The 23,393-nt window shown below is 60.1% G+C and carries 19 protein-coding genes and 1 other RNA gene; 10 read left to right on the top strand and 10 right to left on the bottom strand.

The window, feature by feature from the left end; genetic code table 11:
- Nucleotides 1–135 precede the first annotated feature (135 nt).
- A complete protein-coding gene (locus OKC43_RS00650; protein ID WP_270658742.1) occupies nucleotides 136–1,584 on the top strand; it encodes an autotransporter outer membrane beta-barrel domain-containing protein in 1,449 nt (482 codons plus the stop codon).
- Between the two features lie 336 nt (nucleotides 1,585–1,920).
- Here the strand turns inward: OKC43_RS00650 and OKC43_RS00645 are convergent, their stop codons facing one another.
- From OKC43_RS00645 to OKC43_RS00605, 9 genes are all read right to left on the bottom strand, one after another.
- Nucleotides 1,921–2,517 carry an acetate uptake transporter gene (locus tag OKC43_RS00645; protein ID WP_005336948.1) on the bottom strand — a complete coding sequence of 199 codons (597 nt, stop codon included), beginning with the start codon at nucleotides 2,515–2,517 and terminating at the stop codon, nucleotides 1,921–1,923.
- 224 nt (nucleotides 2,518–2,741) lie between these two features.
- Nucleotides 2,742–5,744: a DUF748 domain-containing protein gene (locus tag OKC43_RS00640; protein ID WP_270658743.1), complete on the bottom strand. Its 3,003-nt coding sequence runs from the start codon at nucleotides 5,742–5,744 to the stop codon at nucleotides 2,742–2,744.
- A 52-nt stretch (nucleotides 5,745–5,796) separates the two neighbouring features.
- Nucleotides 5,797–6,558 carry a substrate-binding periplasmic protein gene (locus OKC43_RS00635; RefSeq protein ID WP_270658744.1) on the bottom strand — a complete coding sequence of 254 codons (762 nt, stop codon included), beginning with the start codon at nucleotides 6,556–6,558 and terminating at the stop codon, nucleotides 5,797–5,799.
- Nucleotides 6,559–6,594: 36 nt separating this feature from the next.
- Entirely contained in the window at nucleotides 6,595–7,005 is a 411-nt protein-coding gene (locus tag OKC43_RS00630; protein ID WP_005336945.1) for a MerR family transcriptional regulator, read from the bottom strand.
- Between the two features lie 2 nt (nucleotides 7,006–7,007).
- On the bottom strand, nucleotides 7,008–7,976 hold the full coding sequence (locus OKC43_RS00625; RefSeq protein ID WP_270658746.1) for a hydroxymethylglutaryl-CoA lyase: 969 nt from the start codon (nucleotides 7,974–7,976) through the stop codon (nucleotides 7,008–7,010).
- Nucleotides 7,973–9,943, bottom strand: a complete 1,971-nt coding sequence (locus tag OKC43_RS00620) for an acetyl/propionyl/methylcrotonyl-CoA carboxylase subunit alpha (RefSeq protein WP_270658747.1) — start codon at nucleotides 9,941–9,943, stop codon at nucleotides 7,973–7,975. Before OKC43_RS00620 ends, OKC43_RS00625 begins: the two co-directional genes overlap by 4 nt.
- Complete coding sequence (locus tag OKC43_RS00615) at nucleotides 9,940–10,794, bottom strand: enoyl-CoA hydratase-related protein (RefSeq protein ID WP_270658748.1); 855 nt, start codon at nucleotides 10,792–10,794, stop codon at nucleotides 9,940–9,942. Before OKC43_RS00615 ends, OKC43_RS00620 begins: the two co-directional genes overlap by 4 nt.
- An 11-nt stretch (nucleotides 10,795–10,805) precedes the next feature.
- On the bottom strand, nucleotides 10,806–12,407 hold the full coding sequence (locus OKC43_RS00610; RefSeq protein WP_270658749.1) for a carboxyl transferase domain-containing protein: 1,602 nt from the start codon (nucleotides 12,405–12,407) through the stop codon (nucleotides 10,806–10,808).
- On the bottom strand, nucleotides 12,404–13,546 hold the full coding sequence (locus tag OKC43_RS00605; RefSeq protein WP_144712818.1) for an isovaleryl-CoA dehydrogenase: 1,143 nt from the start codon (nucleotides 13,544–13,546) through the stop codon (nucleotides 12,404–12,406). The genes OKC43_RS00610 and OKC43_RS00605 overlap by 4 nt, the downstream gene beginning before the upstream one ends.
- A 305-nt stretch (nucleotides 13,547–13,851) precedes the next feature.
- Here OKC43_RS00605 and OKC43_RS00600 point away from each other — a divergent pair, with 305 nt between their 5' ends.
- From OKC43_RS00600 to OKC43_RS00560, 9 genes are all read left to right on the top strand, one after another.
- Nucleotides 13,852–15,009: an acyl-CoA dehydrogenase family protein gene (locus tag OKC43_RS00600; RefSeq protein ID WP_270658750.1), complete on the top strand. Its 1,158-nt coding sequence runs from the start codon at nucleotides 13,852–13,854 to the stop codon at nucleotides 15,007–15,009.
- Between the two features lie 134 nt (nucleotides 15,010–15,143).
- A complete protein-coding gene (locus OKC43_RS00595) occupies nucleotides 15,144–15,926 on the top strand; it encodes an enoyl-CoA hydratase (RefSeq protein WP_005336930.1) in 783 nt (260 codons plus the stop codon).
- A gap of 18 nt (nucleotides 15,927–15,944) precedes the next feature.
- On the top strand, nucleotides 15,945–17,057 hold the full coding sequence (locus OKC43_RS00590) for an enoyl-CoA hydratase/isomerase family protein (RefSeq protein ID WP_139442698.1): 1,113 nt from the start codon (nucleotides 15,945–15,947) through the stop codon (nucleotides 17,055–17,057).
- A gap of 51 nt (nucleotides 17,058–17,108) precedes the next feature.
- The gene (gene mmsB / locus OKC43_RS00585; protein ID WP_270658751.1) at nucleotides 17,109–18,011 is read left to right on the top strand and encodes a 3-hydroxyisobutyrate dehydrogenase; all 903 of its coding nucleotides are present in this window, start codon (nucleotides 17,109–17,111) and stop codon (nucleotides 18,009–18,011) included.
- Nucleotides 18,012–18,063: 52 nt separating this feature from the next.
- Entirely contained in the window at nucleotides 18,064–18,843 is a 780-nt protein-coding gene (locus tag OKC43_RS00580) for an SDR family oxidoreductase (protein ID WP_123172940.1), read from the top strand.
- 358 nt (nucleotides 18,844–19,201) lie between these two features.
- The gene (arcD, locus tag OKC43_RS00575; protein ID WP_005336921.1) at nucleotides 19,202–20,638 is read left to right on the top strand and encodes an arginine-ornithine antiporter; all 1,437 of its coding nucleotides are present in this window, start codon (nucleotides 19,202–19,204) and stop codon (nucleotides 20,636–20,638) included.
- Nucleotides 20,639–20,743: 105 nt separating this feature from the next.
- Nucleotides 20,744–21,532, top strand: a complete 789-nt coding sequence (locus tag OKC43_RS00570) for a sulfite exporter TauE/SafE family protein (protein WP_216948502.1) — start codon at nucleotides 20,744–20,746, stop codon at nucleotides 21,530–21,532.
- 102 nt (nucleotides 21,533–21,634) lie between these two features.
- Nucleotides 21,635–21,731, top strand: an RNA gene (gene ffs / locus OKC43_RS00565) — signal recognition particle sRNA small type.
- A gap of 84 nt (nucleotides 21,732–21,815) precedes the next feature.
- Nucleotides 21,816–22,217 carry a hypothetical protein gene (locus OKC43_RS00560; RefSeq protein ID WP_270658752.1) on the top strand — a complete coding sequence of 134 codons (402 nt, stop codon included), beginning with the start codon at nucleotides 21,816–21,818 and terminating at the stop codon, nucleotides 22,215–22,217.
- Nucleotides 22,218–22,292: 75 nt separating this feature from the next.
- Here OKC43_RS00560 and OKC43_RS00555 read toward each other — a convergent pair whose 3' ends face one another.
- A complete protein-coding gene (locus OKC43_RS00555; protein WP_270658753.1) occupies nucleotides 22,293–23,354 on the bottom strand; it encodes an MFS transporter in 1,062 nt (353 codons plus the stop codon).
- Between the last annotated feature and the right edge of the window lie 39 nt (nucleotides 23,355–23,393).

The raw sequence follows: 23,393 nt of genomic DNA, 5'->3' as shown, positions 1-23,393 counted from the left end.
TACTAAAATAGTCTGCGATTTGAACTTGTCAGATTGATTTGTTCCTTTACCCATTGCATCGAGTGACCTGTTAGTGGGTAATGCTAAAAGTTATGCAAGGATGTCAGTGAGATAACGTAGTGTCAGGAGGACATAATGATTTCACGTATTTTGGGAATTGGCTGCCTTACCAGTATCTGCTTGCCAACAGCATGGGCGGCGGATTGCCCGAACAGGCAACCGGGGCAGCATCTAGAGTTTCTTGGGCGTTCGGCTGACAATTCGGTATCACTATGGCTTTCAAGTCCAGGTTCCGGGGGTAATTTTCGCCTCTCTGCTCCCGGGGTATCTGAAATCGATAGTTGGAATGCAAACCGCTCGTCGTTGCACCTGAGTGTCTCACCTGTAGTACTTGATGACCTTAACGGGACTCACAAACTGGATCTCCTCAATGCGGATGGTTCTTTCAACTGCTTCCTCGATTCGAGAAACCAGAACAATCCGGTATTTCCAAATATTCCCCCGATCGATGGGGGAGATAGTAACGGTGGCACTGGTGGCGGAACTGGAGGTGGGGATGGCGGCAATGGTGGAACTGGTGGCGGAACCGGCGGGGGGGATGGCAGCAATGGTGGTAGTGGTGGTGGCACCGGTGGTGGGAGTGACCCGATCCGCAATATTGTGACCAGTATCAGTGCAGATGCCTTGATGGGCTATTTGAGCGGCTCCCTCAGTATTTCAGATCGTGTCGTTGTCGGGCTTGACCAATTTGAAGATATTGCCGGTCAAAAGGGGTTGTGGCAGGTATGGACTGATGTACGCCATACCGGAGTCTCCGATGATCGTAACGAGATAGACACATCCGGACATGCCAACAGCTTTTTGATCGGTATACACAGATCCCTTGGTAAAGACGGGCTGGGCGGTATTGCATTTGCCAATAGCAAAACCTCTCTTGGCACGTTTGGCAGTTCGGTACGAAATGAGGGGGACAGCTTCTTTGTTGGGCCATATGGCGGCTATAGGCTAGATACGCACTGGCTGCTGGATGGCTGGGCTGCATGGGGACGAACTGATAACGATACCGAACTCGATGTCCTTAAAGGGAGTTTCAAGACAACGACCGGGTTGATCTCAGCCAACCTGACCGGTGGCTACGATGTTGGTGAATATCTGCTGCGGCCCAAGCTTGCCCTCTTTTACAGTCACAATAAATCCGATGCGTTTGATTACACAGGCTCATTGCCTTATGCAAACCAGATTTATAACGTGACATTGCGGGTTAATGAAAACTCTTTTGAATATGCCACCAGTGAAGCATCAGGGGATATCAGTCGTATTTTCACCACAACCGATGGTGTTCAAATTATACCGGCCCTGCGTCTTGGGGTTCGTTATGATATTGAGCGTCCCAATGATGGTCAGATCCTGAATGAAAATCTGACAATGGAAAGTACGACTCCGTGGAGTGGATCTGTACGGATTGCACTGGCGGTAGCCCCTCAGCGTCATCAGCGTTTTGAAGTTATCACCGGTTATTACAGTATCGGGCGTCAGGACCTTGACCTCTGGGATATTAGATTTAACGCCGCAGTGAATTTTTAACTTACATAGGGAGATAAAAGTACCGATAACTTGGTCGGCACTTTGATTTAAATTACTTGTATGGAGATGGTATTCACCTGACAGTTGCCAACAAAAGGGAGTGGTCATACGGCTTCATACCGAATAACAAACTGCATCCCTTGTGGTGGCCCGTGAGAGCCTTATTTAGTTGATGGATATATCCACAAATGGGTGTGTCAGGAGTGCCGAATAGCTAGAGACGGATATCCGGATGTAGGGCTGAAAAGGGAAAATGTGTGCGCAGGAACGTCAGCTTTGCGAAATAGCAAAAAGGCACCCGAGGGTGCCTTTTTCACAATCTGAGTGGCTTGCCTATCAGGCAGCGGCTTTCAGCTGTACTGCGGCGGCTTTCTTGTGATCGCCGATTGGCATCACGGTGCGGCCGAACTGCTCGTTGATCACGGTGGCCATGGCCAGGTAGATGGCGCTGGCGCCACAGATGATGCCTTCGAAACCGGCGATGGTGCCGATCAGGGTGCTGCCGGTGAAGTCACGGGCGGCCAGCAGGAAGAACAGCACGGTCAGGGAGGCGAACACGAACTGCTTGGCGCGCGGGTAGTTGATGGTACCAACCAGCATGAACAGGGTGAACATGCCCCACATCAGCAGATACCAACCCATGTAGGCGTGCGGAGTGGCTTCGGCCAGACCCATGGTCGGCATGATCAGCAGGAACACCAGGCTCAGCCAGAACAGGCCGTAGGAGGTGAACGCGGTCACACCGAAGGTGTTGCCACGCTTGTACTCCATGATGCCAGCGATGATCTGGGCGATGCCGCCGTAGCACAGGCCCATGGCCAGGATCATGGCGCTGATGGGGAAGAAACCTGCGTTATGGATGTTCAGCAGGATGGTGGTCATACCGAAACCCATCAGACCCAGAGGGGCAGGGTTGGCCAATTTTTCGCTCACGTGGCGTTCTCCAAAAATAGAGGTGGGGGTTAACAAAAGACGCGCGATTTTAGGCAGGCTGCGGCGCGCCCGCAAGGGGGCAAGGGGGATAAATCGTAAAAAAACTACGTGATTATTTGCATCAGAGGCCAAATGCTCACCAAGGCAGGCTGTTTGGTGAGCAAAAAGTGTCAAAATAGTTGAGGGGTTGTATTTTTATTACGCTTTTACGAAGTGCGGCGGCGTCACTGATCCAGTGTCAGGATCACTTTGGCTTCCTTGTCCTCTTCCTTGACCTGGCTGTCGAGCACGAACAGCCGCTCCGGGGCGATCCCCTGGCTGTCGACCAGAAACTCCTTGGTATTTTGCGCCCGGCGCATGGCGAGATTGCGCAGGGATTTGGCGGTGATGAGCTGCTGATCCCGCAGCAGGATCACCGCCTGGGCCCGCAGTGCCGCGCTCTCTTCATCCAGATGGAGGCGGTCCGCCAGATCATCCAGATCTTCGCCAAAGCGCTCTTCATAGGCCTGGGCCAGCGCCTCTTGCAGGGCTGAGTCCTGCTCCAGCAGGTCGAGATCCGCCTGATTGCCGGTGAGCTTGGCCAGTACCCGCTCCAGCTTTTGCCGTTGCAGGATGGGGCGCTCCTCGTTGAAGTTGACCTTGCCGCGAATGTTCATGCTGAGCTTGGGTCTATCCTTAAGGGCCTGCGCCAGCTTGACCAGTTTCTCCTGCTGGGTGGGGGTGAGATCGGGATCCCCCGGCAGGAAGGGAAGTTCGTCGAGATCTTCGGTGCCATCGGCCAGCGAGGCGAGCAGGGAGAAGGGGGAGGTGATCGCCTTGCTCAGGGTGTTGCCCAGCACATCCCAGAAGATATTGCCGATGCTGAAGTCCGGTTGATCGAGATCGCCCTTCACCTTGAGGTTCATCTGTATCACCCCGTTGGCATCGCTTAGCAGGGCGATGGCTAGCCCCAGCGGCAGATCCTTGGCCTGATCGCTCTTGATCTTCTCGCCCAGTTGCAGCTTCTTGATGGTGATGTCGTTATCCCCCTCCAGCCGATTGCCCTCCAGCTTGTAGTGCAGCTTCATGGAGAGCTGCCCCTTGTCGATGGCATAACCGGCATAGGTGCCCGAATAGGGGGTGAAGGTGGTGAGCTCCAGATTGTGGAAAGCGACCGCGATGTCGAGGATCGGGTTGGCCACCAGCAGGTTGGTACCGCCGCGAATGGTCACTGGCGCATAGCGATCCACCTTGCCGTTGAAGGCGAGATCGGAGCGTTGCCCCGGAATATTGCTGATATGGCGACTTTGGCCGCCCAGCGAGGCGATATCGGCCACAAAATCTTGGCTCAGGCTGCGATCGGCAAAGCGCAGGTTGCCCTGCTCGGTGCGCAGCTGGTCGATGGTGAAACGAAAGTCGGGAGCCTTGCTGCCTGCCTTTGCTTCAGTACTTTTTGCTGCCGCTGGTTGCGGCAACAGCAGCTGTTGCAGGTTGGTGGTGCCATCTTCGTTGATCTCGATGCGGGCGAAGGGCTTGTTCAGAGCAATGTCCTTGATCCGCATCTGCTGGCTGATGCCGTCGTACGTCAGACCGGTGAGAGCCAGGGTGTTGAACTCCAGCAGCCGCTGATTGTCTGCCCGATCGACTACTTTGAGCCCGTTGATATCGAGCCCCCCTTGCAGGGTCAGCTTGCTCAGATCTCCCTGGGCGGTGGTGGCGAGATCAAGGCGGGTCTTGCTGCTCAGCAGCCCGTTTTGCACCTTAATGCGTACCAGATCGGCTAGATAGGGCTGTGCCAGCGTCAGGGGCAGCCCCTGCTGGTTGATGTCGCCACTTAAGGTGAAAGGAGTCAGGGTCAGTTGGCCATCAAAGGCGAGGGGGCTGCTCTGGTTGAACTGGGTGGCCAGAGTCAGTTTGCTCGGTTGCTCCCCCTTGCTGCCCAGTGGCCCCAACGCCAGCTTGAGGCCGGAGAGCTGGCGTGCCTGCGGTTTGCCGCTGCTCGATTCGGTGAGGGTGAGATCGCCCTTGTCGATAAGGATCTGCTTGATCTGCCACTGCCAGGGTTTGTCTGGCGCATGCTTCTTGCCGTTACCGGCTGTCTTTGCTTGTTGTGCCGACTTGGGCGCCGCATTGTTGGCCACCTCGTTTGCGGCGTGGGCCCCTTTGACGGGCTTGGCGGGGGCCTGTTCAATCAGCAAGTCAGCCAGATCCAGCTCCTGCTGTGGGTTGAGGGTGGCCTTGAGCAGGGGCTGTTGCAGGGTCACCTTGCCGATCTGGAGCGACTGTTTCTGGCCATCGACTGCCAGCTCGCTAAGGGCCAACTGGCCGAAGCGGGCAAATTCGTCGCCCTTGTGTTTTTTAAGCTGCCAGTTGTCTAGCGTCAGCTTGCCTTTGGACAATTGCCACAGCACTCCTTGCTTGCCCTCTTTAAGCTGGTACTCCACCTCTGCATTGGCGTGGCCCTTGGCCAGATCCAGCTTGAGATAGGGTGCCCAGAGCGGGGCGAAGGGTTTCAGCTCGACCTGCTTGAGGCTCACCTTGCCCTGACCCATGCCGCTCATCACATCGAGTTTGCCGTGAGCGGCGAGGCTGCTTTTGCCGTTGATGGCGGCGTTCAGCTGATAGGCGGTCGGGTGATTTGCCTCGGTGCGCAGGTTATCGAGCTTGAGGGTCACTTTCTCCAGATTGAGGAGCGGCAACCAGCCGGGTTCGCTCTCCTTGCGCTGATCCTGATAGCGCACATGCCCGTCAGTGACATTGACACTTGCAATGTCGACCAGCAGCGGGGCTCTGGCTGTTTCGGGCTCGGGGGAGGGCGAAGGGGCGAGCAGGGTCGCCAGCGCATCGGTCAGATTGAGTCGAACCTCCCCCTTTTTGTCTGCCAGCCGTTGCAGCAGCACCACGGGTTTGGTCAGGGTGACGGCGGAAAGCACGACCCCTTTCTGCTGCCAGCTGGCTTGCAGGTCGGGGGTGATAAAGAGCTGCTCAAAACGGACGATAGGCTGCTGTTTGGCATCGAGCAGGGTAGTCGCGCCGAGGGTGAGAGATGGGGTGCGGACTCCTACGTCAATCTCCCCCAGCGTCAGTTGCAGGCCATAGTGCTCAGCCAGCCAGCCGGGCAGATAGCGCTGGACTAGACGGGGGGTTTGCCACAGCAGCAGAGTGATCAGGATAAGAAACAGCAGGAAAGCGTAGGCAAGGTAGCGCAGCAAGCGGAGCTTGGGGGACGCGGGCTCGGTGGTGTTCATTTGGTGCACTCCCATTTGGTTCCCGCCATGGTACAGAAAAGCTGGATAGTAATCATGGGGTTGCGTGCTGTTGTACGCCGTACTTTGTCCAAAGGCGATCCAGTTCACCCTTTTGTTGTAGCACTGCCAGCCACTGTTCCAGCTGGGCAGGGGTAATGGGGGCCGCAGGGTGAAGGATGGCGCGGTGTTGATACTGTTGATCCCATTTTTGCGAGATCAGCAGCTGGTCGGCTGTGTCGGGATTGGCCTGCAGATACTGGTTAAGGTACGAAACGTTGAGAATGGCTACCTCGCCGCGCCCTTTGAGTAGCGCTTGCAGGGCGCTGACGTTGTCTTTGACCAGGGTGATATTGAGCTTGCGCTGCAGGTAGAGGGGATCGGCATTGAACTGGCCGACACCGTAGTGATAGCCGGTCACCCCGATGAGGTGATGGCTGGCAGGATCGTCAAAAAAGCGCTGATCCCGGCCCGCTTTGTTCAGGGCCACATAGACCTCGCCACCACCGAGGAAGGGGGTTGTCATCTTGAATTTATCGGTGTCCCAGCCCCACTTGGTGTCTTCAAACAGCATCAGCGAGAAACGGCCCAGATCGAGCGCCTTGTAACGGTTGGCGGCCGAGGTGGGAACAAAGACGAAGGTCACCTCTTTCTGCACGGCATTGAGCTGGTCGATAAGCTCCAGAGTCAGCCCTTCATAGCGGGAATCGGGGAGTTTGACCACAAAGGGGGCATAGGGGTATCCACCAACCTTGATGAGGGGATGGCTCCAGCCAGAGAGGCTGAACAAGAGCAAAAACCAGCACCAATATCTCATGGGATCCCCAAGGCAAAAGCATGCTCCCAGATTCGGTTAATCTGCGCCAGTTTTCAAGCTGTTAAGGGAATTAACACAGCGCTGTTCGGCGGCTTCCAGCTCGGCCATCACCATCTGGATATCCTCCAGTTGCTGGCGCAGGGCGCCGCGTTTTGCCTCGATCAGCTGGATCATGGAGTGGAGCTGGGTTTTGCTCGATTTGTCGGTGTCGTACATATCGAACAGCTCGCGGATCTCGGCCAGGCTAAACCCCAGCCGTTTGCCGCGCAGGGTCAACTTGAGCCGGATCTTGTCCCGATGGCTGTAGATGCGGGTTTGCCCCTCCCGCAGCGGGGTGAGCAGCCCCTCATCCTCGTAGTAGCGGATGGTGCGCGGCGTGACATCGAACTCGTGGGCCAGCTCCGAAATGCTGTAGGTGATCTCCTTGCCGGGCAGGGAACGGGACATGGTCATGACTCCTGTTGCTGGGCGTGTGGCTGGCAGAGGCGGGCACGCAGCCGCTCGGCATTGGCGTGCAGGGCCTGACCGACCCGCGAGCCGTTGGGGCGAGCGAGCTGCTCGCTCACCCACTGGCCGGTGGCCGCCAGTTTGTCGAGATCCACCCCCGTCGTCATGCCAAGGCCGTGCAGCAGGTAGACCACCTCTTCTGACGCCACATTGCCGGAGGCGCCCGGCGCATAGGGGCAGCCGCCAAGCCCCGCCACCGAGCAGTCGATGGTGCGAATGCCGCGCTCCAGCGCGGGTAGCAGGTTGGCCAACCCCTGGCCGTAGGTGTCGTGAAAATGGACCGCGAGTCGCCCCGCCGGGATCTCGTGCAGTACCGCATCCAGCATGGGGGCCACGGTGCCCGGAGTGCCGACGCCTATGGTGTCCCCCAGCGAAATTTCGTGGCAACCGAGATCCAGCAGTTGCTCGGCCATGGCAGCGACCCGTTTCGGGCTGGTCGGGCCATCGAACGGGCAGGCGATGACGGTGGAGAGGTAGCCGCGCACCTTGATGCCGAGGCGGCGTGCCTCCTGCACCAGCGGGGCGAAGCGCACCAGCGACTCCTCCACGCTGATGCCGATATTGGCGCGGGTAAAACCGTCGGAGCAGGCGGTGAAGAGGCCAATCTCATCGGCGCGGGCGGCAATGGCTGCCTGCAAGCCTTGCAGATTGGGCACCAGAGCGCCGTAACGGGTTGAGCCCTTGCGCGGCAGTGCCTCGAACAGCGCAGCGGAGTCCGCCATCTGCGGCACTTTTTTGGGCGATACAAAGGCACCCACCTCGATGCGTTGCAGGCCGCTGTCGGTAAGGCGCTGGATCAGCTCCAGCCGCTGTACCAGGGAGAGGGGCGCAGCTTCATTTTGCAGGCCATCTCGCGGCCCCATCTCCACCAGACTGACCCTGTCGTCACGGACGTCCTGTGATCGGTTCATGGGTGATCCTCCTGTGTGGCAATCTCTTCGGCAAAGCGCACCAGCACGGTTCCCTGGCTTACCTGCTCGCCCTGTTTGCACTGCAGGGCTTCAATTACCCCGTCACGCTCTGCACGCAACTGGTGTTCCATCTTCATCGCCTCCAGCACCAGCAGGGGTTGCCCCTTGCTGACTGTTTGCCCCTGCTCGATCAGCACGGCTACCACTATGCCGTGCATGGGGGCGATGGCGCCCTGCGCCTTCTCGTTTGTCTGATCATGATGGTGGCTGTGCTGCCGATCATCGGCCGCGAAACGGATGCGCTGGCCCGCCAGGGTCATGATGAAGGTTGCCTCCGGGCCTGTGACCGTCTGAATGGGGATCTGTTGCCAGCAGCCACCCTGCTGCAGCCGGATATTATCGTCACCTCTCTGGTAGCAATGAGTCTCCCCTTGCCACTCAAACTGGCCGCCATGATCGTTAAGGGTCAATACCCGGTGCTCATCACCGATGCGCACCGCCGCTTTCCAGCAGCGATCCGGCCCCAGCCGAAATCCGCAGGCTTGCTGCCAGGGGGAGGTGCCCGCAGGGCGGCTCGCCAGCCAGAGGGTGGCCAGCGGCCAGGCGAGCTCAGGAATGGGCCGTGCTGTGGTGGGTATGGGCCACTGGGTATGGTGGCCCATGGCCAGGACGTCAGGCTCTTCACAAAGGCGCAGCAAGAGCGTGCCGTTGTGTACCAGCGGGCCGAGATCCAGTGCCGCCAGCGCATCGGCCAGTTTGGCGAACGCCTCGGTGCGGCTCTGGCCGTGGGCGATCAGCTTGGCGATCATGGGATCGTAATAGGGGCTCACCTCATCGCCAGCGGTGACGCCGGTGTCGATGCGCACGCCAACGGGCCAGTGGAGCCAGTGGATAGGCCCGCTGGCAGGCAGAAAACCGGCCGCCACATCCTCGGCGTAGAGGCGCGCTTCCACCGCATGGCCGCGCAGCACAACTTCCTCCTGAGTGAGTGGCAGCGGCTTGCCTTCTGCCACGGCCAGTTGCCAGGCCACCAGATCCTGCCCGGTCACCGCTTCGGTGACCGGATGCTCCACCTGCAGCCGGGTGTTCATCTCCATAAAGAAGAACTCATCTTTGCAGAGCAGGAACTCGATGGTGCCAGCCCCCTGATAATGGATGGCTTTGGCTGCGGCCACGGCTGCCTCCCCCATGGCGCGGCGCAGAGCCGGAGGGATGTCGGGGGCGGGCGCCTCTTCGATCACCTTCTGGTGGCGTCGCTGCAAGGAGCAGTCCCTGTCCCCCAGATAGATGGCGTTGCCGAGGCTATCGGCAAAGACCTGTACTTCCACATGGCGAGCCTGGGGCAGATAGCGCTCCAGCAGCACCAGATCGTCGCCAAAGGCGGCCTTGGCTTCCCGTTTGACTGCCGCCAGCGACTCGTCAAAGTCGGCCAGCTGATCGACCCGGCGCATCCCCTTGCCACCGCCGCCGCTGGCCGCCTTGATAAGTAGCGGGAAGCCAATCTGGCTCGCCTGATCGCGCAAGAAGTCCGGTCGTTGATCCGTGCCGTGATAGCCAGGCAGTACAGGTACGCCGGCGGACTGCATCAGCGCCTTGGCGCCCGATTTGTCGCCCATGGCGAGAATGGCGGCGCCGCTTGGGCCGACAAAGCGCAGGCCGCGCTGTTCGCAGGCGGTGGCAAAATCGCTGTTTTCCGACAGAAAGCCGTAACCGGGATGGATGGCATCGGCGCGCGCCTCTTTGGCAATCTTCAGCACCTTGCCGGTGTCGAGATAGCTCTCTCTGGCCGGTGCGGGCCCCAGATGCCAGGCCTCATCGGCCAGACGGGTGTGCATGGCGTGGGCGTCGGCATCGGAGTAGAGGGCGATGGTGTGAATGCCGAGGCGTTTCGCCGTCTTGATGATGCGCACGGCAATCTCGCCACGATTGGCAATCAGCAGGCGCTTAATCTGAGTGTGATGGGTCATGTCTCATCCTTGAAACGGGGACGCCAGGCGGGAGGACGTTTGTCGAAGAAGGCTTGCATCCCCTCCTGGGCTTCGAGCCCCACCCGAACCCGGGCGATGGTCTCGACGGTTTTCTCTTCGTGCAGGCGGGAAGGATGGGCTTCTATCGCCGCCAGCAGTCGTTTGGTCTCTTTCATTGCCTCCGGCCCGTTGCGGCACAGACGAAGGGCCTGCGCCCGTCCCTCCGCCAGCAGTTGATCCTGCTTGCAGAGTTGATGTGCCACGTTGAGCCGACAAGCGGTGATGGCATCGAACGGCTCGGCAGTGAGCATGTAGCGGCGCGCCTGACGCATTCCCATGGAACGCACCACGTAAGGGCTGATCACCGCAGGTACCAGGCCCAGGCTCACCTCGGAGAGACAGAAGCGGGCATCATCGCTGGCCAGCACCAGATCGCAGGCACAGATCAGCCCCAGCGCCCCGCCGTAGGCGGCCCCTTGCACCAGCGCTACCGTGGGGAAGGGGAGCTCGTCGAGGGTCTGCATCAGCCGCGCCAGTACCCGGGCGTCTTCGCGATTGTGCTCGAAATCGGCGTGGGCCAGATTGCGCATCCAGTTGAGGTCGGCGCCCGCGCAAAAGTGTTTGCCCTCTGCCCGCAGCAGCAGGGCGTGGGGGCGTTCGGCAAGTGAGTGACCATGGAGATGGGCCAGATCATCGAGGCAGTCGAGTAGCCCCAGCATCAGGTCGGCATCAAAGGCGTTGTGGCGGGCCGGGCGCGACAGCACCAGCTCGGCCAGCGGGCCGTGCCGCTCCAGCCGAAACGGGCCCTGTGTTGAAGAGCCAAGTGCTGAGGAAGTAAGTGGATCTGACATGGGTTTGCTCCTTACATCCGAAAGATGCCGTACTGCTCGGGTTCAATGTGGGCACCCTGACAGGCGGCGAGCGCCAGCGCCAGCACGGTGCGGCTCTGGGCCGGGTCAATGACGCCATCATCCCACAGGCGGGCGCTGGCGTAGTAGGGGTGACCCTGGCGCTCATACTGTTCGATCACCGGGGCACGGATGGCGGCCGCTTCCTGCTCGCTCAAATCTTTGCCCTCGGCAGTCAGCTTGTCGCGACGCACCTGCACCAGCACTCCGGCAGCTTGTTCGCCACCCATGACAGAGATACGGCTGTTGGGCCAGCTAAAGAGAAAATCGGGCTCATAAGCGCGGCCGCACATGCCGTAGTTGCCAGCGCCAAAGCTGCCGCCGACGATCAGGGTGATCTTGGGCACCCGGCTGCAGGCTACTGCGGTGACCAGCTTGGCGCCGTGCTTGGCGATCCCCTCTTTTTCTGCGCTACTCCCCACCATAAAGCCGGTGATGTTCTGCAAAAAGAGCAGCGGGATGGCACGCCGGTTACAGAGTTGGATAAAGTGGGCCCCCTTCTGGGCACTGTCGCTGTGCAGCACGCCGTTGTTGGCGAGGATACCCACTTCCATGCCGCAAATACGGGCAAAGCCGGTCACCAGTGTGGTGCCGAACAGCGCCTTGAACTCGTCAAAGTCAGAGCCATCCACCAGTCGGGCAATCAGTTCGCGGGCGTCGTAAGGGCGTTTGAGACTGGTGCCCACCAGACCGTAGAGCTCCTCGATCGGGTAGCAGGGGGGCTCGTAGCCGGGGCTGCTCTCTATCGGCTCGTTACCCAGATGAGTAACCAGCGTGCGGGCGATGGCCAGCGCATGGGCATCGTCACGGGCCATATGATCAGCAACGCCGGAGTGGGCACAGTGCACTTCAGCGCCGCCCAGGGCCTCGGCGCTGATCTCCTCGCCGGTGGCGGCCTTGACCAGCGGCGGACCCGCCAGAAAGATGGTGGCCTGCTCCCTGACCATGATGGATTCATCCGCCATGGCAGGCACGTAGGCGCCGCCTGCGGTGCAGAGCCCCATCACCACCGCCAGCTGCGGGATATTCTGGGCCGACATGCGGGCCTGGTTGTAGAAGATGCGACCAAAGTGATCCCGGTCGGGGAACACCTCATCCTGCATCGGCAGAAAGGCGCCGCCGGAATCCACCAGATAGAGGCAGGGGAGACGCAGCCGCTCAGCGATGGTCTGGGCACGCAGGTGTTTTTTCACGGTGAGCGGGTAGTAGGTACCACCCTTCACGGTGGCGTCGTTCACCACCAGCATGCAGAGCCTGCCCGAGACCCGGCCGATGCCGGTGATGATACCGGCGGCGGGTACCGGCTCGTCATAGACCTGCCAGCCAGCCAGCGCCGACAGTTCGAGAAACGGGGAGCCCGGGTCCAGCAGCTGATTGATGCGCTCGCGGGGCAGCAGCTTGCCACGGGCCTGATGGCGGGCGTTGTTGGCCGCGCCGCCCCCTAGCGCGATCTCGGCAATGCGGGCGTGGAGATCGTCGACCAGCCCCTGCATGGCGGCCCGATTGGCCGCATATTCCGGGCTCGCCGTGTCGAGGCGGGAGTGGATACGACTCATGCATTTTCTCCCATCAGCTCGCGGCCGATGAGCCAGCGGCGGATCTCCGAGGTGCCGGCGCCGATCTCGTAGAGTTTGGCGTCCCGCAGTAGGCGGCCAGTGGGGTATTCGTTGATGTAACCGTTGCCGCCGAGCAGCTGGATAGCGTCGAGGGCCATCTGGGTGGCGTTTTCGGCGGCAAACAGGATGGCTGCGGCGCAATCTTTACGGCTGGTGCGCCCCTGATCGCAGGCGCTCGCCACCGAGTAGACCAGCGCCCGGCTGCTGGCGAGGCGGGTATACATGTCGGCGAGCTTGCCCTGCACCAGCTGGAACTCGCCGATGGCTTGACCAAACTGCTTGCGCTCACGCACATAGGGCAGCACTACATCCATGCAGGCCTGCATGATGCCAAGGGGGCCCGCAGCCAGCACCACCCGCTCGTAATCGAGCCCGCTCATCAGCACCTTGACCCCGCCGTGCAGGGGGCCCAGCAGGTTTTCCTGCGGCACTCGGCAGTTGTCGAACACCAGCTCGCAGGTGCTGGAGCCGCGCATCCCGAGCTTGTCGAGCTTCTGGGCGGTAGAAAAACCGGGAGTGCCGGCTTCAACGATAAAGGCAGAAATCCCTTTGGGGCCCGCACTGGTATCTGTCTTGGCATAGATGACGAAGGTGTCGGCATCGGGTCCGTTGGTTATCCACATCTTGTTGCCGTTCAGCACGAAGTGATCGCCCTCGCGCTCCGCGGTGAGGCGCATGCTGACCACATCGGACCCGGCTCCCGGTTCGCTCATGGCCAGCGCCCCCACATGCTCGCCGCTCACCAGCGGGGGGAGATAGCGTGCTTTTTGCTCCGCCGTGCCGTGGCGGTGGATCTGATTGATACAGAGATTGGAGTGGGCGCCGTAGGAGAGGCCGACCGAGGCGCTGGCGCGGCTTATCTGTTCCATCACCAGCACGTGGGCCAGATAGCCGAGATTCACCCCGTCATACTCCTCCACCACCGTGATGCCGTGCAGCCCCAGTTCACCCATCCGGGGCCAGAGATCACGGGGAAAGGCGTTGCTCTGATCGATCTCGCTGGCGCGCGGGGCGATCACTTTCTGGCAGAAGGCCGCAACCTGTTCGGTCAGGGCATTCAGGGTCTCATCCATCTGCATCCATGCTCTCCTTGCGGATATGACAGTCGGGTAGGAAGGTTGGCTCGACCGGCTGACTCGGCGTTACGGCTGGTAGTGGTCGGTCCATTTTTGTACTTCACTTTTGCCACAAGTTTACGTTAGCGTAAACGTAAATCAATTGTTAATCTGTTGTGTGTCGATAAAGCGGTGGTAGTGAAAGAGTCAGCAGCTACCACGACAACAGCGCCATAGTGGCAGATCCGAATGACCAGTGTGTGGGCGCCGCGTCATAAAGCGCTAACTCAGGAAAATAAGCGCGGGGCAACAAGGGAGAGAAAGACGAGATGGATTTTACCCTGACAGATGATCAACAGGCGTATGTGGAGGCGGCCGCCGCCTTTGCCGATGAGGCGCTCAAACCCCATGCCGCGCGCTGGGACAAGGAGCATGAGTTTCCGATCCCGACCATCAAGCAGGCGGCCGGGCTAGGTTTTTGCGGTCTCTATACCCCGGAGCAGTTTGGCGGATTGGGATTGCCTCGCCTCGATGCGAGCCTCATCTTCGAGCGCCTCGCCATGGGCTGTACCTCGACCACGGCGTATCTGACTATCCACAACATGGTGAGCTGGATGCTGGGTAGCTGGTTGCCCACCGAGGTTGCCAAGGAGTGGGTGCCCAAACTGGCTAGCGGCGAATTGCTGGGCTCCTATTGCCTCACCGAGCCGGGGGCGGGTTCCGATGCGGCGGCACTCAAGACCCGGGCGGTGCGCGAGGGTGACAGCTACCTCATCGAGGGGACCAAGGTCTTTATCTCGGGAGCAGGCAGCAGCGATGTGCTGGTGGTGATGGCCCGTACCGGTGGTGAAGGTGCGAAGGGGATCTCTGCCTTTATGGTGCCGGCTAATGCCCCCGGCGTGAGCTATGGCAAGGCAGAAGAGAAGATGGGCTGGAACAGCCAGCCGACTCGGGAGGTTGTTTTCAACGGGGTTCGCATTCCTGCCTGCTACCGGCTGGGCGAAGAGGGGGAAGGATTCAAGTTCGCCATGCAGGCCCTCGATGGGGGGCGCATCAATATTGCCACCTGTTCGGTGGGCACCGCCCAGCAGGCGCTGGACGATGCGCTAGCTTATGTGCAGCAGCGCCAGCAATTTGGTCACCCGATCAGCGAATTCCAGAGCGTGCAGTTTCGCCTGGCCGATATGGCGACCGAGCTGGCTGCAGCCCGTTTGCTGGTGCGTCAGGCCGCCGACAAGCTGGAGCGCGGGGCACCGGACAAGAGTGCCTGGTGTGCTATGGCCAAACGGTTTGCTACCGATGTGGGTTATCGAATCTGTGATGAGGCTCTGCAACTCTTTGGCGGCTATGGTTATATCCGCGAGTATCCGCTCGAGCGCTATCTGCGCGATACCCGGGTACACCGCATTCTGGAGGGCACCAACGAGGTGATGCGACTCATCATCGCGCGCCGCCTGCTGGCCGATCCCGGTTTGTCGCTGGGCTAACCGGTGGTCGCATCAAGGGTGTGTTGCCTGCCACCCGATTGCACCATGCCGGTTTCGGCTTTGTGAGCCAGCCACAGGTTGGTGTCATTCAAGCCTGTCATCATGGCGGCAGCTTCATCGACAAGGACAATGTTATGACAAGGATCAGACTCGAATATCATGGCCATGTGGCCTATATCACCCTCGACCATCCCCCTGCCAACACCTGGACCCTCGCCAGCCTGCAGGCCTTTTTGCAGATGATGGTGGAGCTCGACAGTCGTCCCGATGTGGTGGCGCTGGTGATCCGTGGTGCGGGCGACAAATTTTTCTGCGCCGGTGCCGACCTCAATATGTTTGTCGAGGGGAATGTCGAGCTGGCCCGCGAAGTAGCCGAGGCCTTTGGCAAGGCCTTCGAGGCGCTGGCCCGTTTTCACGGCGTCAGTATCGCCGCCATCAATGGTTATGCCATGGGTGGTGGCCTGGAAGTGGCGCTGGCCTGTGATATCCGCATCGCCGAGCAGCAGGCGTTGCTGGGACTGCCGGAAGCCTCGGTGGGCTTGCTTCCCTGTGCCGGTGGTACCCAGCGTCTGACCGAGCTGGTGGGGCCGGGCTGGGCCAAGCGGATGATCCTCTGCGGCGAGAAGGTGAGTGCCTCGCTGGCCTACGAGATGGGGCTGGTGGAGGAGGTGGTGAAAACCGGTCAGGCATGGGAGGCGGCGCACCAGATGGCCCATCTGGTGGAGCGCCAGAGCCCGAGCGCCCTGCGCGCCTGCAAAACCCTGATCAATCAGGGCCGCAGTGGCCCGCGGGATGCCGCCTTGCCCCTTGAGCGGTCGCTGTTTCTCGATCTCTTTAGCGATGCCAATCAGCGTGAAGGGGTGGCCGCCTTCCTGGAGAAACGCTTACCGCGCTGGCAATATGGCCCAACAGAATAAATCCATACGGAGCCGTTTATGAGTGAGCCGGTCAAGGTTAGCTGTTATCCCACCGAAGATGGCCATCAGATCGGGGTGTTGACCCTCGACAGCCCTGCGTCTCTCAACGCATTGAGCCTGCCGATGATCCAGATCCTGCAACAGACGCTGACCCGTTGGGAGCAGGATCCCGCCATCGTCTGTGTACTGCTGCAGGGGGCGGGTGAGAAGGCATTTTGTGCCGGTGGCGATATCCGCTCCTTCTACTACCGCAAACAGGAGGCAAGCGGATCGGAACTGTTCGAATATGCCCGCGACTTTTTCGAGCAGGAGTACCGGCTCGACCACCACATCCACTCTTACCGCAAGCCCCTTATCTGCGTGGCGGACGGTATCTGCATGGGGGGCGGTATTGGCCTGTTTGCCGGAGCCGATTTTCGGGTGGTGACCGAAAGAAGCCTGTTCGCCATGCCGGAGGTGACCATCGGCCTCTACCCCGACGTGGGGGCGAGCTGGTTTTTAAGCCGGATGCCGGGGCGACTCGGGCTCTGGCTCGGTCTGACAGGTGCCCGCTTCAACGGGAGTGATGCCATCGGTCTTGGGCTGGCGGATCACGCCATCGCCAGTGGCGAGCGCAGTGCGCTGTTGTCACGCCTCGCCGTGCTCGACTGGGCTGGCAGTGGTGAGCCCCGTGAGCAGATCGATCTGCTGCTCACGGGGTTGCATGGTGAGGTGGCGGCCCGCTTGCCTGCGCCAGTATTGTTGCCCCATCAACAGAGGATCGATGCCCTGCTGGCGGGGCGCACGCTGCAAGGGGTATTGGCGCGGTTGTTCGAGGCTCAGTTCGATGAACAGGAGGCGGTACTCCAGCAGGCGCAGCAGCTCTGCCGCACCGGCAGCCCCATCAGCCGTGCCATTTTGTGGCGCCAATATTGGCAGGCTCGCCGCAACTCACTGGCAGAGGTATTTGCCGAGGAGCTGACCCTCTCGGTCAACTGCGTGCTGAAGGGGGATTTTGTGGAAGGGGTACGGGCACTGCTGATCGACAAGGATAAAGATCCCCGCTGGCAACTGTTGCCACCGGAGGGGGAGTGGCTGGACGAGTTCTATCGCTGGCCGCAGGGGCGCAATCCGTTGGCCTGCAAGGAATAACAGGTTGGCAACCGGCGGACGCCGCCATCAGCAACGCAAGGAGCAAGCGGGATGACAAGGATAGGGTTTATCGGGCTCGGCAACATGGGCGGCCCCATGGCGGCCAAATTGGCCAGGGCCGGGCAGACGGTGCAGGTGTTTGATCTGGTTGCCCAAAACATTGAGCACGCTATCGCCGCTGGCTGCATCGCAGCTGGGGATGCCCGTGAGGCGGTGACCGGCTGCGAGGTGGTGATCAGCATGCTCCCTGCGGGGGAGCATGTGCGCGATCTTTGGTTGTCTGAGGGGCAGGATCTGCTGGCAGCCCTGCCGGTTGGCGCACTGGTGATCGACTGCTCAACTATCGATGTCGACTCTGCCCGTCAGGTCGGGGAGGCGGCCCGCGCACGCGGTTTGCGCTTTATCGATGCCCCCGTATCGGGCGGTGTCGCCGGTGCGGCCGCCGGGACGCTCACCTTTATCGTTGGCGGCGACGCGGCGGATTTCGAGGCGGCGAAACCCCTGCTCGCCTGCATGGGGCAGAATCTGTTTCACGCCGGGGCGCTGGGTGCTGGGCAGATCGCCAAGATGTGCAACAACATGCTGCTTGCGATCCATATGGCGGGCACTGCCGAGGCGCTGGCCCTCGGGGTGAAGGAGGGACTGGATCCCGCTGTGCTCTCCACCATCATGGGCAAGTGCTCGGGCAACAACTGGAGTCTGGAGCGCTACAACCCTTGGCCCGGGGTGATGGAGAATGTCCCAGCCGCCCGCAACTATCAGGGGGGCTTTATGACCCGTTTGATGGTGAAAGATTTGGGATTGGCCATGGCGCTGGCCGAGCATGGCCACAGCGCTGTGCCGATGGGGGCGCTGGCCCGCAACCTGTTCAACCTGCATGCCGCTCAGGGGCAGGGGAGCCGCGATTTCTCCAGCATCGTCGAACTCTATCTGGATAAACAGGATCCCGCCTGACGGGCCACCTCTCTTTAAGGCATCTCTCTTCGACCAGCTACAAGGAGCATTGATGGATATCAAAGATAAGGTCATCGTTATTACCGGCGCTGGACGTGGCTTGGGACGGGCCATTGCGCTGGCCCTGGGCGCACAGGGGGCGACGCTGGCGCTGCTCGACATCAATCGCGCCGATCTGGAGGCGACCGCAGCCCTGGTGCGCAGTCAGAATGATCAGTGCGATCAAGATAGTCAGTGCGAGCTGTTTGTCTGCAATGTGGCGAGCGAAGCCGAGGTTGAGTCGGTTTTTGCTGGCATCAAGGAGCGTTTTGGCGTGCTGCACGGTCTTATCAACTGCGCCGGCATTTTGCGCGATGGCATGCTGATCAAGGTGAAAGAGGGTGAGCTGGTGGAGAAGATGACGCTGGCCCAGTGGCAGAGCGTGATTGACGTCAACCTCACCGGTACCTTCCTCTGTGGTCGCGAAGGGGCGGCGCTGATGGCCCAAGGGGGGCAGGGGGGCGTCATCATCAACATCTCCTCCATCGCCCGCGCTGGCAATATTGGCCAGAGCAACTATGCCGCCAGCAAGGCGGGGGTTGCCTCGCTGGTGGTGACCTGGGCGCGGGAGTTGGCGCGCCATGGCATTCGGGTGATGGGGATTGCCCCCGGGGTGTTTGCCACCGACATGACGGCGGCGATGAAGCCGGAGGCGATGGCGCGGATGCAGCAGGCCATTCCGGTCGGCACCCTTGGCGAGGCGCAACAGCTGGCCGAGACGGTGAGCTTTATTTTTGCCAACGACTATCTGTCGGGAAGGATGATAGAACTGGATGGCGGTTTGCGTTTATAGGGATTTACATAATGGGCCCCGGTGTTTCCACCGGGGCTTTTTTATGCAGATTATTTATACAGAGAGTGCCTGAATGGCGATGCATAGGAACCATGCGAGTCAGGTTGTGTTGGCAGAAAAATGAGAAATATCAATGGGTCTTGGTTAATTTGAGCCAGCTCACAGGCCATATGGGTCAGTGCTGTAAAATTGCGCGCGGTCAAGGCGGTGCATGATTGACGGGACGAGGGATTGCGGTCGGAATAGTCATGCAATATAGTTGCCGCCTTTTTCACGGGGTCAGGATTCCCAGCCCCTCCCATATTGCGCGCAGTATGAATACGGACGCTCTGCCGCCGCCTAAATAAACAGGATTGAAATGGACAAGAAACTAGGGCTGGGCGCCCTCATTTCGCTGGTGATCGGCTCCATGGTCGGCGCCGGGGTCTTCAGTCTGCCACAAAACATTGCTGCGCATGCCAGTGCCGGGGCGGTCGCCCTGGGTTGGGCCATCACCGGTCTGGGCATGATCTGTCTCGCGCTGGTTTATCAGAACCTCTCCATGCGCCGCCCCGATCTCGATGGCGGTATCTTCAGCTATGCCAAAGCCGGTTTCGGCGATTTCATCGGCTTCAACGCCGCGTGGGGTTACTGGCTCTGCCAACTGCTGGCCAACGTCTCCTACGCCATCGTAGTGTTTAGCGCCCTGAGCTACTTCTTCGATACACCTGACAACGTCATCTTCGGTGACGGCAATACGCCGGTGGCTATCACGCTGGCCTCCATCCTGATCTGGTCGGTGCATGCGCTGGTGCTGCGCGGGGTACAAGTTGCTGCACTGGTGAATATCGTCACTACCATCGCCAAGATGGTGCCGCTCATCGTCTTCTGTGTCGCGATCCTGCTGGCCTTCAACATGGATACCTTCACTCTGGATATCTGGGGCCAGAACAACATGGAGCTGGGCTCCGTGATGGATCAGGTCAAGTCCACCATGAAGGTGACCCTCTGGGTCTTTATCGGGATTGAAGGGGCCGTGGTGGTCTCTGCCCGTGCCCGTCATCGCAAGGATGTGGGCCGAGCTACCGTGCTGGCGTTGCTCGGCGCCCTGACGCTTTACGTGATGGTGACCCTGTTCTCGCTGGGTGTCATGAGCCAGCCGCAACTGGCGGCGCTCAAGAACCCTTCGACCGCCATGATCCTCGAAGCCGTAGTCGGCCCCTGGGGCGCCTGGCTTATCAACATCGGTCTGGTGGTGTCGGTGATGGGGGCGCTGCTCAGCTGGACCGTGCTGGCCGCTGAAGTGCCCTACATCGCAGGCAAGACCGGCGTGTTCCCGGGCTGGTTTGCCAAGGAGAACAAGAACGGCTCGCCGCAGGTGTCCCTCTGGTGCTCCACCTGTCTGGTGCAGATCTTCCTGATCATCATCTACTTCCAGAGCAGCACCTATCTGGCGCTGGTCAACATCGCAACCTCGGCGGCGCTGGTGCCTTACGTCTTTTCGGGCGCTTATGGCCTGAAGCTGGCATTGAAAGGGGAGACCTATCAGGGTCAACCCCATCAGCGCAAACGTGACCTGCTGCTGGCCCTGGTGGCGACGGTTTACGGCTGCTGGCTGGTCTACGCAGCCGGTGTGGAGTACCTGTTGCTGGTGGCGCTGCTCTACAGCCCGGGCATCTTCATCTACTGGAAGGCGCGTCAGCATCACGGTCTGCGCGGCCTTAACCGGTTGGAGCAGGGGATGACGGCGGCCCTGCTCGGCTGTGCCGTGCTGGCCTTCTACAAGGTGATGGACGGTACCATTCCACTGCACTAACCGGCACAATGAAGAGATGGCCCTCGCGCCATCTCTTTTTTTTCATGCAGATATCCACTGTTGCCCGGCCGTGTTGGCCAGTTTTTGTTTAACACAGGAATTTTTATGCTGTTTATGGGTTACCTCCTGCTGGGCGCCTTTGCCGGTATGCTGGCGGGACTGTTCGGGATCGGCGGCGGTCTTATCATTGTCCCCGTGCTGGTCATGACCTTTCGCGCCCAGGGCATCGACCCTGAAATCATTACCCATCTGGCCCTCGGCACCTCGTTGCCCACCATGATCTTTACCGGATTCAGTTCGCTGCGGGCCCACCGGGAGGCGGGCGCCGTCGATTGGGTGATGATCCGCCGACTCGGCGCCGGCATGCTGATCGGGGGCTGGCTTGGCGGCATGACCGCCAATCTGCTCAGCACCAGCACCCTCAATATCATCATCGGTTGTTTCGCCTGGAGCATGGCGCTACAGATGGGGCTTAACCTTAAACCCAAAGCGGAGCGCCATATGCCGGGGCCGCTCGGCACAGGCATTGCCGGTACCATCATTGGCTGGATGTCAGCCCTGTTTGGTATTGGCGGTGGCTCGCTGACCGTCCCTTATCTGAGCTGGAACTCGGTGCCAATGCGCAATGCGGTAGCGGCCTCTGCAGCCTGCAGCATGCCCATCGCGCTGGCGGGGAGCCTCAGCTACCTCTATGCGGGTTGGGGTCATGCCGATCTGCCCGAGTGGAGTGTGGGCTACATCTATCTGCCCGCCCTGCTGGGCATTGTGCTGACCAGTACCCAGTTCGCACGCCTTGGCGCCAAGCTGGCACACCGCCTGTCACCCACACGCCTCAAGCAGGCCTTTGCCCTGCTGATGCTGCTGGTGGGGGCGAAATTTATGCTGTTTAGCTGATTCATTCGGCAGATTGTTGAAAAATAAGGCAAACGATCTGTTGGAGGGTAGAAAGCCGTTGCATTGAACGCCCAGTTTGCCTATTCTCCTCGCCGGTGGTCCTATTGGTCCTCTCGCATTGATAACCCGTCGACCTGGTCAGGACCGGAAGGTAGCAGCCAAGGCGGGGGACTCGAGTGCCGGGATGTGGCTGGTAGGGCCACCACTTGTTTCTGCAATTCAATAAGTTAGCTTCCTAAAGCCCTTGGTCATCCACTTTGTGTGGACGACGAGGAGCTCATCGATGAATCTCTGGCTCAGTCCCCACGGCATCTGGTATTACCGGAAAGTCACCACGCTCCCCTGTGGTCGTCGTAAAGAGATCAAAAAATCCCTGCATACCCGAGACAAGCTGACGACCCGTGCAACTGTTGCGAAGCGGTTTGCCTGTGTGCGTTCTAAAGCTAAGCCAGTTCTGCAACCCACAAGCGAGCCAGATAACCCTCAACCTCAGCCGAATATCAAGCCTGCTGTTCTGGCGGCCAAACCGCTTGCTCCGCTGTTGTCGGTCTCGTGTGACCGCTATCAAAAAGAGAAGGCCTTCTCCTGGGCACCGAAAGAGCTCAGCAACCAGAAGAACTACATCGGCTGCTTCATCAAGGCGCTGGGTGAAATTGCACTGTGCGATGGCGAATGGATTTGCTAACGGATGGGTCAACTTACTGGTCAAGCGTGACGGGCCTTAGTCGGCTGCCATTGCCGACCACCATGGAGGCGGCGGTCAGTAACAGGGCACTGCCCATAAAGGTGGCCCTGATAGAGAGGGAATCCAGTAACCACCCCCCACGGCAGCCCCCAACGTGATCGCCAGCTGAATAGCTGCCACCATCAGGCCTCCACCGCTCTCGGGTGAATCTGAGATGCCCTGGGTGATCCAGGCTGACCAGGCGACCGGAATGGCGGAGTTAAGGGCGCCCCAGAGGATCAGCATCAGGGCCACACTCCAGAAGTGATGCTCCACCGCCAGCAGCGCCAGGGTGATAACGCCGAGCACCAGTGGCAACCAGCGCAGCATCCGGTAAAGATGATGGCGCAGCAGCATGCTTACCGCTGTGGTGCCAACAAAACCGGCCAGCCCCAAAGCCAGCAGCAGCGCCGAGAGTTGTGGCAGGTCGACCTGGGTGCGTGTCTCCAGGAAGGGACGAAAATAGGTAAAGGCACTGAAGGCGCCGGCAAAGGTCAGCGTCACGCCCATGATGGCAATGGCGACGTTGGGTCTGCGCATCAGGCGAAATGCGCTGCGCGGGCGTGCTTGGGAGTGCATGGAAGGCAGGCAAAGTACCATCCACAGCAGGTTGATCACTACCAATGGTACCAGCAGCCAGAACACGCCTCGCCAGCCGATCAGTCCACCCAAGTAACTGCCAATGGGGGCCGCAAAGGCGGTCGCGACCGCATTGCCGGTATACAGGATGCCCAACGCTTTGGGGACGGATTGGCTGGAGACCAACCGCATGATGGTGGCGGTTGCCAGCGCCCAAAAACCGCCGATAACGATCCCGAGCAGAGCGCGTGCCACCATCAGCACGGTAAAGTTGGGGCTTAGGGCGATCACGATTAAAGAGGTCAGCATCACGACGGCTAGCCCCATGAGCACATGACGTCGGTCCAGCCTGTGAGATAGAGGTGCGATCAGCAAACTGGTCGGGACGGCAAACAGGCCGGAGATGGCAATAGCAAGACCGGCCATGCCATTGCTGGCACCTAGATCGGTGGCGATCGGCGTCAGCAGGCTGACCGGCATAAACTCGGCGGCAATGAGCAGTGCCACACACAGGGACATGGCAGCAACCGCAGACCAGTGTTCGTTGACGACAGCGGG

The sequence above is a fragment of the Aeromonas sp. Y289-2 genome, from assembly GCF_027705925.1.
Taxonomy (GTDB): Bacteria; Pseudomonadota; Gammaproteobacteria; order Enterobacterales; family Aeromonadaceae; genus Aeromonas; species Aeromonas veronii.
The sequence above is the reverse complement of the archived record's forward strand: the minus strand, read 5'-3'. Positions and strand labels throughout refer to the sequence as shown.